12 protein-coding genes are annotated in these 12,907 nt (G+C 51.0%); 9 read left to right on the forward strand and 3 right to left on the reverse strand.

Annotated features, from left to right (window positions below; genetic code table 11):
- Window positions 1-120 precede the first annotated feature (120 nt).
- On the forward strand, window positions 121-483 hold the full coding sequence (locus tag HOLDEFILI_RS12340; RefSeq protein ID WP_006060065.1) for a hypothetical protein: 363 nt from the start codon (window positions 121-123) through the stop codon (window positions 481-483).
- A gap of 114 nt (window positions 484-597) precedes the next feature.
- On the opposite strand, the gene HOLDEFILI_RS12345 is transcribed toward HOLDEFILI_RS12340, so the two are convergent.
- From HOLDEFILI_RS12345 to HOLDEFILI_RS12355, 3 genes are all read right to left on the reverse strand, one after another.
- A complete protein-coding gene (locus HOLDEFILI_RS12345) occupies window positions 598-1,962 on the reverse strand; it encodes an aldehyde dehydrogenase (RefSeq protein ID WP_006060066.1) in 1,365 nt (454 codons plus the stop codon).
- Between the two features lie 155 nt (window positions 1,963-2,117).
- The gene (locus HOLDEFILI_RS12350) at window positions 2,118-4,013 is read right to left on the reverse strand and encodes a BglG family transcription antiterminator (protein ID WP_039864940.1); all 1,896 of its coding nucleotides are present in this window, start codon (window positions 4,011-4,013) and stop codon (window positions 2,118-2,120) included.
- A 197-nt stretch (window positions 4,014-4,210) separates the two neighbouring features.
- Window positions 4,211-4,576: an MGMT family protein gene (locus HOLDEFILI_RS12355; RefSeq protein ID WP_006060068.1), complete on the reverse strand. Its 366-nt coding sequence runs from the start codon at window positions 4,574-4,576 to the stop codon at window positions 4,211-4,213.
- 372 nt (window positions 4,577-4,948) lie between these two features.
- Here HOLDEFILI_RS12355 and HOLDEFILI_RS12360 point away from each other — a divergent pair, with 372 nt between their 5' ends.
- The 8 genes from HOLDEFILI_RS12360 (at window position 4,949) to HOLDEFILI_RS12395 (ending at window position 12,849) form a co-directional block, all read left to right on the forward strand.
- Window positions 4,949-6,358: a 6-phospho-beta-glucosidase gene (locus HOLDEFILI_RS12360; protein ID WP_039864942.1), complete on the forward strand. Its 1,410-nt coding sequence runs from the start codon at window positions 4,949-4,951 to the stop codon at window positions 6,356-6,358.
- A gap of 29 nt (window positions 6,359-6,387) precedes the next feature.
- Window positions 6,388-7,791 (forward strand): MATE family efflux transporter, encoded by a 1,404-nt coding sequence (locus tag HOLDEFILI_RS12365; protein WP_006060071.1) that lies wholly within the window; start codon window positions 6,388-6,390, stop codon window positions 7,789-7,791.
- Window positions 7,745-8,209 carry a DUF3284 domain-containing protein gene (locus tag HOLDEFILI_RS12370; RefSeq protein WP_006060072.1) on the forward strand — a complete coding sequence of 155 codons (465 nt, stop codon included), beginning with the start codon at window positions 7,745-7,747 and terminating at the stop codon, window positions 8,207-8,209. The genes HOLDEFILI_RS12365 and HOLDEFILI_RS12370 overlap by 47 nt, the downstream gene beginning before the upstream one ends.
- A gap of 155 nt (window positions 8,210-8,364) precedes the next feature.
- Window positions 8,365-9,642: a PTS sugar transporter subunit IIC gene (locus HOLDEFILI_RS12375; RefSeq protein ID WP_006060073.1), complete on the forward strand. Its 1,278-nt coding sequence runs from the start codon at window positions 8,365-8,367 to the stop codon at window positions 9,640-9,642.
- 15 nt (window positions 9,643-9,657) lie between these two features.
- Window positions 9,658-9,960, forward strand: a complete 303-nt coding sequence (locus tag HOLDEFILI_RS12380; protein ID WP_006060074.1) for a PTS sugar transporter subunit IIB — start codon at window positions 9,658-9,660, stop codon at window positions 9,958-9,960.
- A gap of 26 nt (window positions 9,961-9,986) precedes the next feature.
- Window positions 9,987-10,304 carry a PTS sugar transporter subunit IIA gene (locus HOLDEFILI_RS12385; RefSeq protein WP_006060075.1) on the forward strand — a complete coding sequence of 106 codons (318 nt, stop codon included), beginning with the start codon at window positions 9,987-9,989 and terminating at the stop codon, window positions 10,302-10,304.
- Window positions 10,301-10,549 carry a hypothetical protein gene (locus HOLDEFILI_RS12390; protein ID WP_006060076.1) on the forward strand — a complete coding sequence of 83 codons (249 nt, stop codon included), beginning with the start codon at window positions 10,301-10,303 and terminating at the stop codon, window positions 10,547-10,549. Before HOLDEFILI_RS12385 ends, HOLDEFILI_RS12390 begins: the two co-directional genes overlap by 4 nt.
- 278 nt (window positions 10,550-10,827) lie before the next feature.
- Window positions 10,828-12,849, forward strand: a complete 2,022-nt coding sequence (locus HOLDEFILI_RS12395) for an oxidoreductase (RefSeq protein ID WP_083787626.1) — start codon at window positions 10,828-10,830, stop codon at window positions 12,847-12,849.
- Window positions 12,850-12,907 lie beyond the last annotated feature (58 nt).

Below are 12,907 nucleotides of genomic sequence, written 5' to 3' on the forward strand. Positions count from 1 at the left end.
GATAAAGACGTCCAAAGATCTGGCTGAACAGATTCACGAAATTGTAAATCAGAGAACGAACTCAACCCCACAGCCTAAGCTGGCGGCCACGGTTTAGAATTATCTGCAGAGGTGATTCCAATGATCAGAATGACAGAAGAACAGCGGGCGGAGTTTTTGAGAAGTACAAGCATGGACATCGCATTAATGCGGACTCGGTTTGATGAAATTGATGAACAGAAGATTTACGAAAAAGGACTGCGGTTAGGGAAGAAGATTGGGAAAATCATTGGAGAACGCAGTGCCGAGCTTAAAGGGCTGAGAATGATACTTCAACAGGTGTTGAGTATCCGGATTCCGATGGGTGAAGAAGAAACGACACTGCTTCAGCAGCTAAACGGTGCCGAGCTTCTGTTATTATCGGAGCAGTATGAAATGATAAAGACATCTGAAGATCTGGCAGAACAGGTTCATCAGATTGTAAATCAAAGAGCTCACCGTTAGCCTGGCTTCAAGTGAATTTCCACTTTCTGAAAAAAGGCTCTAATTAAAGAAAAATGCCAGGATCAAGGAAAAATCCTGGCACAGGAACAACAATCTAAAATGATTGTTTCTTAACTATTTCATGAACTTCCGAACCAACTTTGCTTTCCAAGGAGAAACAGGCTGATAGCGGATTGGCAGGTCGATGAGGGTTGATTTATCGACGATACTTTTGGTATGGGAGAAGGCTTTAAAGCTGGCATAACCATGATAACCACCCATACCGCTGTGTCCAACGCCGCCAAAAGGCATCGCCGTGGTCGCTAAATGAATGATCGTATCGTTAAGGCATCCGCCGCCGAAGGAACATTCGCGCAGGAAGCGATCCTGATGTTTATGATTTTCACTGAACAAATAAGCGGCCAGCGGTTTCTCCCGCTGCTGGATGAAATGCAGCGCTTCGCTGAAATGTGTATAGGTCAGAATCGGCAGGATCGGTCCGAAGATTTCTTCCTGCATTAGACTTGAATTGGGATCCGGATCGACGACCAATGTCGGCATGAGTTTGTGCTGGTTCCAGAGTCCACCGTAAACAACAGGCTGATCCATCAAGAGTTCATTCAGCCGCTGTTCATGTTTCTCATTGATGATTTGCGGATAGTTTTCATTTAATGTTGGATTTGTGCCATACTGGCGTATGATTTCAGAACGCAGCGCTTTGATCAGCGGTTCTTTTACACGGGAATCCACTAAAATGTAATCTGGGGCTACACAGGTTTGTCCGGCGTTGAGCAGCTTGCCGAAAATGATCCGGCGTGCGGCCAGTTCGATATCGGCGGACGCATCGACCAGACACGGACTCTTTCCGCCTAACTCCAAGGTTACCGGCGTCAGCCAGCGCGACGCCTTTTCCATCACCAATCGGCCGACCTGGACACCGCCTGTGAAAAAGATCGTGTCAAAACGTTGTTCTAAAAGCTCGGTATTTTCTGCCCGGCCGCCCTCGATGACCGCGACATAACATTCGTCATAAATGATGTTCAGCAGCTTAGCGATACAATGGGAGGTTGCCGGCGCATAGGCGGACGGTTTAACGATCGCGCAGTTGCCGGCGGCCAGTGCGCCGATCAGCGGGCTCATCGTCAATTGGAACGGATAATTCCACGGTGCCATGATCAAAGCCACGCCAAACGGTTCGGCTATCGTAAAGCTAACAGCTGGAAATTGAGCTAATGGCGTCGGGACACGCTGGAACCCCATCCATTTCTTTAAGTTTTTTCGTGCGTAATTCAGTTCTTCAAAGACCATGCCGATCTCAGTCATATACGACTCAAAATTGGATTTTCCCAGATCCTGTTTCAGAGCCTCCATGATTTCCAGTTCATGTTCCTGGATTACGCGTTTCAATAGCGTCAGCGCTTCAAAACGAAACGCATAGCTCAATGTTGCGTGCGTATTAAAATAAGCCCGCTGATTATCCACACAGGTTTTAATATCCATACATCAATCCTCCTGTTTTCCTTATTGTATCACGAAGCGGAAATCATCAGGTGAAAGAATGCTGAGATTCGTTAGCGAGATATCGATCAATATGGAGGAAGTCTCATGATAAAATTAAAAAATCAGGATTTTAGTTACAAGTGTTTAAAATTTACTCAATTTGAATTGGCTTCGAGGAAGTCCATTAATTCCTGGCGGGAACGGCACAGGATCATTTTTTTATAACAGCTTTCATCGATCAGAATATCAAAGATCAGATTGTAGATTTTAGAAGCTTGTTCATCATCGCTTCGGCTCAGAATCAACAGGACTAAATTGACCCGTGAGTCATACCAGCGGATCGGTTCGTCACTGTAATAATAGACGACCTTGGTTAGTAGCGCGTCCTTTTCTAACGAATGCGGTACGGCGAAACGGTTGAAAAACGCCGTAGAGGACAAGCTTTCCCGCTGTCGGACGGAATCCATAAACTGATTGTCGATGACACCCCGCTGTTGAAGCAGCTGATCGAAGAAAGTCAGGATTTCAACTTCTGTGGTCAGTCCGTGGTTGCAGAAAAAGAGTTGATCATCGAAAAAACGAAGCAGATTCTGGCGCAGTTTGCGGCGTTTTTGGGCTTTCATAAACTCGAGGTTTTTCTTCTCGATTCGATGGATTTCAAGCGGGGATAAAATGGGACTGATCGGGATCAGATCCGTAAGACTGTTTTCCGTCTTCACGGTGGACAGATAAAAATCAGCGTGATCCTGGTCTGTAATTTCCGACAGACTGGAAACGATTTTCACAATATCCAGCGTACAGCTTAATTTTTCTGTCAGTTGCTGAACCATCAATTTGCGCAGCTCATGATACTGCGGACAAATACAGATCACACGGGGCAGATCATACGTCGGCACATAGGTGGCGATCGAGCCGAGATAAATCGCGATTAAGCCGATTTCATCACCGGGGATTGCGGCCTGGAATTCTTTTTCCAGCTGATAAGCGAGATAGACCGCGACATCGTAAATAAACGGATGCGATGTGCGCAGCGACGTTGCGAAATCATTGTGGAAAAAATTCTGATGACGGCAGCGCAAAAGCAGAAAATGGACATGCAGGACAAAGTTGTCGAAGACTGCGGAATAATCCAGTTCCAGCTGAAAATGACGAAAAGTCTTGTCCAGCAGTTTCCGGATCTGACCGCGGAAACGTTCGTTTTGAAGGATCTGTTCGTTTTCTTCCGGGAAGGAACCCGTAATGAATGCCAGAATCGTCGCTTTATCCGCTTCGGTAAACGTCAGCTCGAGCTGTTCCTGCAGCCGTCCGCAGGTCGTATCGACAAAGCGGGTCAAAAGCGGAGAGGTTGAGATCGGCAACGCGTCCGCTTCGGTTTCACTGCCGTCGCTGGGATAGCCGTTGATCATCCGCTGGACGCAGACCGCAATGCAGATAATGATGTTTTTGATATAGATGTCGTCGATCTGAACATCCAGTTCATCGAGCGTTTCATGGATGATTTGCGCCAGCTCTGCCAGGCCGAACGGCGAAAAATAACCATCGAAATTGACGAGCGTCGTAGCTAATGCGTTAGCTTCGGCAAAGAAAAAATGAGAAAGCATCCGGCGTTTATCGGTTTCCTTACCCTGGCAGCTCAGCCATTCCCCACGCCGCTGCAGACTCAGCGAAAAACTGTGAAATTTCGGCATCATGCGTTTCACCAAACTGTAAATCGTGGATTCGCTGACGTATAACTTCTGCGTCAGGTCGTAAATCGACGCTTCCTTGCATTCGAGCAGGGCTAAGATCAGTTGTTTTTCCAGCTGGCGGTCATCGTCCACACGGCAGTCCTGGATCTGTTGGAGAACCGCTGGATCTTCGTTCAGCGTATAGCCTTCCTTATTGGAAAGAATGATCGGCTGACCGGCAATCCGGTTGATCGCGCTGACTTCATACCGGAGTGTGCGCGGCGAAACGTTCAGCAGCTGGCTGAACTGTTGACCTTTGATCGGTTTCTGATATTCCCGCAGCAGGCGCAGCGCTAGATATTGTCGCTGAGAAAGTTCAATCATGATTTTTCCTCCCTCTGCCTCTTCAACATCATTATTATCAAAATCCTTACAAAAACACAAGGAAAGGTGAAAATAAAAAATTGCCAGGATCGTGGCAATTTCTTAATCATCCCTTTATGAAACAAGAGGAAATCGAAATTAGATTGAAAACCCAGGGTTATTTCTACTCAATCGTTCAATGAAAGAAAGCGAAAGCGCTAGTCAAGGTCAAAAAGAACGTCTTCGTCATTCTGAACATAAACTCTCAGATTCTTCCGGCCTTTCTGAACGATCGAGTGTCCTTCGGCTTCCAGCTTCGCTTTCTGCGCCAGGACGCCGCCGGGATACTTCGGATTCAGTTCTCCCGATGCTTTAAGCGTCCGCCAATAGGGAGTTTCATCCGCTGACCGTTGAAAGCTGGCCCAGGCGGCAATCGATACGAAGATGCCGGCAGTGATCGGTTCTGTGAAATCTGCGCCATTGATTCGGGTGAAATCTTCACGGAGTGTCCCCACAGTGATCATCTTACCCCAAGGTACGTGTTTCATCATGCGGTTGTAGTCGATCGGCGGAGCGAAAAACATCCGGGTTCCTGCACAGGGTCGATATCCATGGCCATTATTTCTTATAATAAGATCAAGCAAGATTGAAACCCATTAACTTATGATCAAGAAGAAGCAGGCGAAAAATGTTTCTTATTTGCCAACTTCTTTTTTTGCTTGCACAGCTTGGATCCAGTCTTGAGGGCTTGCCGCGGTCGCGGCAAAATCCAGATTGTCCGCACGGTTTGAAAAGAAGTATGCTGACAACGGAAAAGATCCCGTATTCTTTTCAACCGGGAGAGTTGAGACCGTCGGTCAGCCATGCCTGTGATGTGGGCCGATGGACGCTGCGCCGGTCTTGACTCTCCACCATTCAATACGCTGGAAATCAGCGGTAGAAGGAGTGAAAAATCAATGAAAACACCGAAAGGTTTTCTATGGGGCGGCGCTTCGGCGGCCAATCAATTTGAAGGCGCTTATCTGGAGGATGGCAAAGGATTGAGCGTGGCGGATTGCTTTACCGCCGGTTCCCGAACGCATCGCCGTGAATACACCGACGGCGTCGTCGAGGGGAATTATTATCCGTCGCACATCGCGACCGACTTTTATCATCATTGGAAGGAAGACGTCAAGCTGTTTGCGGAAATGGGTTATAAAGCCTTCCGCACCTCAATCGCCTGGAGCCGGATTTACCCGCACGGTGACGACGAACAGCCTAACGAGGCGGGACTGCGGTTTTATGACGAGCTGTTTGACGAGTTATTAAGCTACGGTATCGAACCGGTGATTACACTGACGCACTATGAGGTTCCGTATGCGTTGGTTGAGAAATACAATTCCTTCGCTGACCGCCGCTGTGTGGATTTCTTTGAACGCTACTGCCGCACGGTGTTCACGCGCTACAAGGGGAAGGTCAAACTGTGGATGACGTTCAATGAAATCAACACCATGATGCATGGCGGCGAGCAGCAGACCGGCGTGCGGATTCCGGAAGGTGCGGACCGTGATCAAGTCCTGCTGCAGGTTGCTCACCATCTGCTTCTTGCCAGCGCGAAGGCAGTCAAACTGGGGCATGAAATCGATCCGGAAAACAAGATCGGCTGCATGGTCTGCAATCCGCTGTTTTATCCGGAAACCTGCAAGCCGGACGATCAGATTCAGGCGATGAAGGATAACGACGCGATGTTCTATTTCAGCGATACCCAGGTTCGCGGCGGCTATTCCAACAAAGCGAGGAAGCTGTGGGAAGCACGCGGCGTGCAACTCAAGACGGAGCCGGAGGATGAACAGATCTTACGCGAAGGCTGCGTGGATTATGTAGGATTCAGCTATTACATGTCGGCGGTTTCCTCAACCCGTCCGGTTGAAAAAGTTCAGGGGAACATGATGCGGATGGTGAAAAATCCGTATGTCCAGGAAAGCGACTGGGGTTGGGGGATTGATCCGGTCGGCCTGCGGATCGCACTGAATCAGTTTTACGACCGCTATCAAATTCCGGTTTTCTGCGTGGAAAACGGCTTCGGCGCAGAGGATGAGGTCAGCCCGGACGGCCATGTTCACGACCCATACCGGATCGATTACTTTCGCCGGAATATCCAGGAATTGCTCAAGGCGATTCATGAGGATGGCGTTGACGTGATGGGCTACACGGCCTGGGGCTGCATCGACTTCATCAGCGCCGGCAGCGGCGAGATGAAAAAACGCTATGGAATGATTTATGTCGACCGCGACAACGAAGGCCGCGGCACGTTAAAACGGATTAAAAAAGACAGCTTCGACTGGTACCGCCGCGTGATTGCTTCCGACGGCGAGGATCTCGGCTGACGCGGCAGGAGAAGAAAAAGGAGGGACGGATGGCGAAGAAAGAACTGGATCTGCTGCAGGACAAACCCGCCTCAGCGATTCTTAAATTTGCGGTGCCGATGTTGATCGGCGCCTTGTTTCAACAGGCCTACAGTCTGGTCGACACGGTGGTGGTCGGTAACTTTATCAACAGCGATGCACTGGCAGCGGTGGGCACCAGCGGCGTCATCATGAATATCGTAACGATGGCCGGGATGGGATTAGCCGTCGGGACCTCGGTCGTCACGGCGCAGTATTTCGGCGCAAAGAAGCTGCGCGAAGTCAAGACAGCGATCCGCACGTCGCTGATTGTGTTTGTGGCGCTGGGCTTGGGCGGCGGCGTGCTGGGCCTGGCGATTATGAAGCCGATGCTGCAGCTCATGAATACGCCTTTGGAAATGATGGATTATGCCCTTTCCTATCTTGGCGTGATCTTTACCGGTGTCGTGTTCGTCATGCTTTACAACATGTTTAATCAGGTATCCATCGCGTTGGGCGATTCTAAAACCCCGATGCTCATGCTGCTGGCGGCCAGCGCGATCAATGTGGTGCTGGATCTGGTCTTCACCCTTGTCTGCCATTGGGGAACAGCCGGCGTGGCGGCGGCGACCGTGATCGGCCAGGGCTTCGCGGCCTTGACCTGCTGGCGGCTGATTCAAAAGAAAATGAATCAGATGGTCACGGAACAACCCGCCTGGTTTGATAAGCAGATGTTAAAATCCATCTGCGCGATCGGACTGCCGGCCGTGGCGCAGAACGCGATCTCCGCGTCCGGCATGCTGGCCGTGCAAAGTCTGCTGAACAGCTTCGGCAGTGTGACCGTGGCGGCTTATACCGCTGCCAACAAGGTCGACGGGATCGCGATGTCGCCAATGGTATCGCTGGGAACCGCCATATCCACTTATGCCGCCCAGAATATCGGCGCGAAGCAATACGACCGGGTCAAAGCGGGACTGCGCTTCACCTTGGGCCTGGCGCTGGTCTGCTGCCTTGTGACCGGCGTTCTGATCTACGGCGCGACCGACGCAATTCTCGGATTGTTTGTCAGCGGCAGCGCCAGCCGCGAGCTGTTTGATATCGGCGCGGAATACCTGCATGTCGCGGTCTTCAGCTACTTTGTCATGGCCGTCATGTTTATTCTGACGGGTGTGCTGAAAGGCGCCGGCGATGCCAAGCTGGTGTTCGTCTGTTCGATCACCGATCTGTTGACGCGTGCCGGGTTCGCTTATGCCGCGGTCGGCGTCTTAGGCCGCTATGCGCTGTGGCTCAGTTACCCGTTCGGCTGGTTCTGTTCCATCGCGATTGCCTGGCCGCGTTATCTGTCGGGCAAGTGGAAAAAAATTACGATTATCGCAAAGGAGTCGGAGCATGAAACATACATTCCATCTGAGAGCGGCGAAGGAAGAAGTCTTTGACTATTTTATCGACGTCCTGCTTCAGGATGTGCTGGCCTATACGGGTCAGACGCTTTCCCGCAGTCAGTTAAAAGAAGGCTTTACTTACCGGAAAAACTTATCGAGCAACCCGAAGAAACCCCGGATCGCGACAGTCCGGCTGACGGAATATCACTATCCGGAGCATTATGCCGTGATTTATACGCGCGATGATTTCCGCAAACGCGCGGTCTATGATCTGAGCGATGAACCGCAGGGTTGCCGGTTTGTGATGACACAGCAGCAGGAAAAGAAGCTGCGTGATGAATCCGGAGCCCTGTTGTGGACGGTTACGGAATCCGCAGAGAGGGAGGGAAAACCATCACTGATGACGCGTTTGCGGATGCGGACGGTGGTCCGCCAGCTGCGGAAAAGACCGAAAACTGCCGTCGTTCTGTAATGGGGCAAGGCTCTGCCGCGAAGGCGGCAAATGTGAAATTGCCCAGATAAGCCGTTGACGCTATACTGATTTCAGAAATACGGGATAGTGAGGACGGAGGTGTTTTCAGCCACAGGTTTTGAGAAAATAAGGAATCTTGCAGAAAGGGGAAACTCATGAATAATTTCTTAGACAAACTCGATCACGTTTTATCGCCGGTCGCGGACGTATTGTCCAACAACAAATTCCTGCGCTCAATCGCCAACGGTTTGATCGCGCTGATGCCGTTAACGATGGTCGCCGCGATTTTCAGCATTCTGGAGGCGCTGCCGAAGGTGGCTTCCTTCTTACCGCAGTGGAGCGAAGCGGTGGATGCCGCACTGTTAGTTCCGTACAACGTCATCTTTGGTTTAATGGCGTTGATCGTATCGTTCACCGTCGCTTACCAGCATTCCAAAAACTATGAGGATTCCGACAGTATGATGAACGGTCTGTTATCGCTGTTATGTTTCGTGCTGATGGCGTCGACCTATGAAAACATGACGTTCAGCGCCCAGTATTTCGGCTATGCCGGAATCTTCGCAGCCGTGCTGACGGCGTTGGTTTCCGTGGAACTTTATCATTTTCTGGTCAAACACAACCTGCGCATCAAAATGCCGGACTCTGTGCCGCCGCTGGTCAGCAAGTCGTTTGAAGCGTTGATTCCGCTGCTGATTCTGGTCACGGTGTTCTATGGCGGCAACTGTCTGGTCGTCAGTCTGACCGGTAATTCGATTCCGGCGCTGATCCAGTCGCTGGTCACTCCGGCCATCAAGGGCTCCGATTCGATCTGGTACCAGGCGATCCTGCACTTCCTGATGCAGCTGTTCTTCTGGCTGGGCATGCACGGCTGGGCGATCACGGCGGGGTTCTCGATGCCGATCTCCAATGCGCTGCTGGCGGAACAATCAGCCGCCTATGCCGCAGGGACACCGATTGCCGAGCTGCCGTATTTTACCACGGGCGGCGTCAACATGTGCAACGTCTTCTACTTCATCCCGCTGATCCTGATGTTCGCGTGCAAAGCCAAGCGCAACAAAGCGATCGGCAAGATGACGTTCATTCCGACCTTGTTTAATATCTCCGAACCGATGACCTTCGGCATTCCGATCGTCCTGAATCCGATTCTGGGCATTCCGTTTATCCTCTACCAGCCGATCATCGTTTCGATTAACATGGCGGCGGTCAAATACGGCTTCATGAACCGTTCCGCAATGTCCGGCATCGCGGCTTTGCCGCAGCCGTTCTCAACCTTTGTCGCATGCTACGGCGACTTCCGCGTCTTCTTAGTTTTCGCGGTGATGATGATCGTTGCGATTGCGATCTGGTATCCGTTCTTAATGGTGTGGGACCGGAAATGTCTGCGGGAGGAACAGGAAGCGATCGCCGCAGGTCAGGTGGAAACGGCGGATTAAAGAAAGAAGGATATCATGAAAATTATACGTTTGTTCTGCGCCAACGGCTTCACTACAGAAATGATGACCAAAAAGATGCAGCAGGCGGCTGAAAAGCTGGGTCTGGATTATGACATCAAGGCTTTCCCGTATGCCAAGATCCGCGACGAGGGACCGAAAGCCGACGTCATTCTGTTAGGCCCGCAGATTCGCTACAATTTAAAGCATGTCGAAAAGGACTATCCAACAATGCCGGTGATCCTGATGGATATGCGTCTGTATGCCGCAATGGATGGCGAAGCGATGGTAAAGCAGGCTCAAGCTGCTTTGGAAAAATAGGAAACACGACGGAAGGAGGAATACAGATGCAACAGGAATTGACAAACGTCAGCTGCGAAATCATCGCGAAGGTGGGGACGGCCAAGGGGTTGTTCGTGGAAGCGATCGAAACTGCCGCGGCCGGCCAGCTGGATCAGGCCCGCGCTTTGTTAAGTGAAGGCGAACAGATTTTTAATCAGGGACACGAAGCTCACGGTCAGCTGTTGACCCAATTCGCAGCCGGGGCTGAGGTCAAGGTCGACCTCCTTCTCGTTCATGCGGAATGTCAGATGATGAGCGCCGAAGACTTTAAGGTGATTGCCGAAGAAGTCATCGCGATCGCAGAAAAGAGGATTCACGCATGAAGATTAATGTGGAAACCGGCAAGCGCGCCGCGATGAATGATATTGTCGAAGCGCTGGAACAATCTGAACTGCACGCCGTCTTTTGCGGCAAGGACAAGATGAATCCGATTGCGCTGGTCTTTGAGATCGACGCGGAAGACACGAAAGTAGTAATTCGTCAGGCTGAAAAAATCATTAAGGCCCGGTTGGGCAAATCAGTTTCTTTTCGGGTCGTGCCGCACGGCAGCTTGCTGTACTATGGCTGATCCCGCCGGAAAAACTCGCGTCAGAAAAGAATTTAAAATCAGAGGAAGATGAATGGAACATTCCGTTCATCTTTTCAAAAGAAAGAACGGAATCTCAATCTACCGTTTTAAATCGTAAAACGAAACCAATCTCCGTTTTCCCGGGAAATATCGATGGAATCAAACTTGCCTTGAAACCGGATTTCATCAGAAGCTGACTCTCTGCAATCTGAATTCACTCAGCGTCCCGGGATCATTCAAGCAGGAATCTCAAACATTAAAAAGAAAGAAGGAGCGCTATGCAAACTCATTTTACCCATCTCTTCACACCGCTGCGAGTACGCGGCATCATGTTTCCAAACCGGATTTTCCTCTCGCCTCAGGGCCATTCGCCTAAGCATCGCCACCCGTCTTCGTATGATTCCTTATACGATGCCGGCATGTTGTTTTTTGATAAATCCCAGGGTGGTTTCGGCGGCTGCACGCTTGCTACAGGACCAGTTCTGGAAGACGGCCGCTATGAGAAATATGCCCGCGATCAGATTCGCGAGCTGATGTCGATGGCTACCCAGACTGGCGCCAAGGTCGCCGCCGGGGTCATGCCGTTTACTTTCCATCCTGATAAAATTCCGCCGATCACAGATTTAGAACCTCAATACGCGGAAATTGAAGGCGGTACGCCGAAAGGTCAGCCTAGCAGCGGAAACCAGCCGATGATGCCGAACTACCGTGCATCCAATGGCCTGTGGGACGGTTATCCGTGCGAAGAAATGCCGAAGTCCATGATTCTGGAATCCATCGAAACAGCTCGCAGAAGTGCGAAAGCAGCGCGGGAATTCGGTTTCGATTACGTGGAAGTCGGCGGCTTCGCCCATGGCAGCGCGATCGCATCCTTCTTGTCAGCCAAAGAAAATCACCGGACGGACGAATTTGGCGGGTCGCTTGAAAATCGCTGCCGTTATCCGTTAATGCTCTTACAGGCGGTACGCGAGGCGATCGGTGAGGATATGCCGATGGCGATTACGATTTCCAGCCAGCTGTATGATCAGCGCAGTGCTGATTTGTCGCATACCGAAGATGAAATGATCGAATTTCTCAAACGGGCGCAGGGAATTCTCGATATGGTGATCATCTCCTCTGGGATGGACACGACGAACCTGTGGAATGAAAACGTGTTCCACTGCGGGACGATCTTCCAGAAGAAAGACTTCACCGTCGAATTCTCCAAGCGGATGAAAAAAGAAACACCGCAGCTGATCGCAATTCCGCGCGGCGGCATCAACACCGTTCAGCTGGCGGAGGAAGTCATCGCTGAAAACTGGGGCGATGCGGTGTGTGTAGGCCGTTCCTTTGTTGCGGATCCTTATTGGCCGAAGAAAGCGATGGAAGGCCGGGAAGAGGATATCGTTCCTTGCCTGCGCTGCGATTACTGCTATCACAGCGCGACCGATCACATGAATTTATTTTGTTCCGTCAATCCGCGGCTGTTCCGGGAACGGCGGGTGCCTGCCGCTATTGAACCTGCGGCGGTGAGGAAGAAAGTCGTTGTGATCGGCGGCGGACCGGCTGGATGCAAAGCAGCGTTAACCGCGGCAGAGCGGGGACACGAAGTCATCCTTATTGAGAAGAGCGCTGCGGTTGGCGGTCAGCTGAAGCATGCGCCATATGATCATCACAAAGAGGATCTGGATAATTATAAAAAATATCTCCAGGTTCAGATCGCAAAATCCAAGGTTCAGGTGATCTACAATACGACGGCTACGCCGGAATGGGTGCGGTCCATGAATCCGGACGCGCTGGTGATCGCGGTCGGCGCTGAACCGGTCTGCCCTCCGATTCCAGGCATTGAGAAAGCGCAGGAAGCGACGAGTTTCTATACCCGGATGGATGAGATTGGCCAGCGGGTGGCAATTATCGGCGGCGGGACGATCGGCGCGGAACTGGCGCTGACTTTAGCGGAAACTGGACGCGATGTGACGGTCATTGAGATGAATGACGAGCTGGCGGCGCAAGGCCATTTCTTTTATAAGATCGGCTTAAAACACGCGATTCTTGACGTTAAAGAAAACTACCATGCGTTGTTGAAAACCCGCTGTCTGGAAGTGTTGGATAACGGTGTCAGAGTCATGGACGCCGAAGGTCAGGAACAGATTGTGGAAGCAGATACCGTGATCTATGCGGTCGGCATGAAATCCAAACGGGAAGAAGCGCTGGCGTTCTATGGTATTACACCGCAGACGGCGGTGATCGGCGATTGCAAGCGCGTCGGCCGGGTGATGGAAGCGACGCATGACGGATATTTCTTCGCAATGAGCTTATAGAGGGAATCAGTTTTCAATCCTCATGATTAAAATGAAAGAGGCTGTGACAGATAAGGAA

This window comes from Holdemania filiformis DSM 12042 (genome assembly GCF_000157995.1).
In the GTDB taxonomy this organism is placed as follows: Bacteria; Bacillota_I; Bacilli_A; order Erysipelotrichales; family Erysipelotrichaceae; genus Holdemania; species Holdemania filiformis.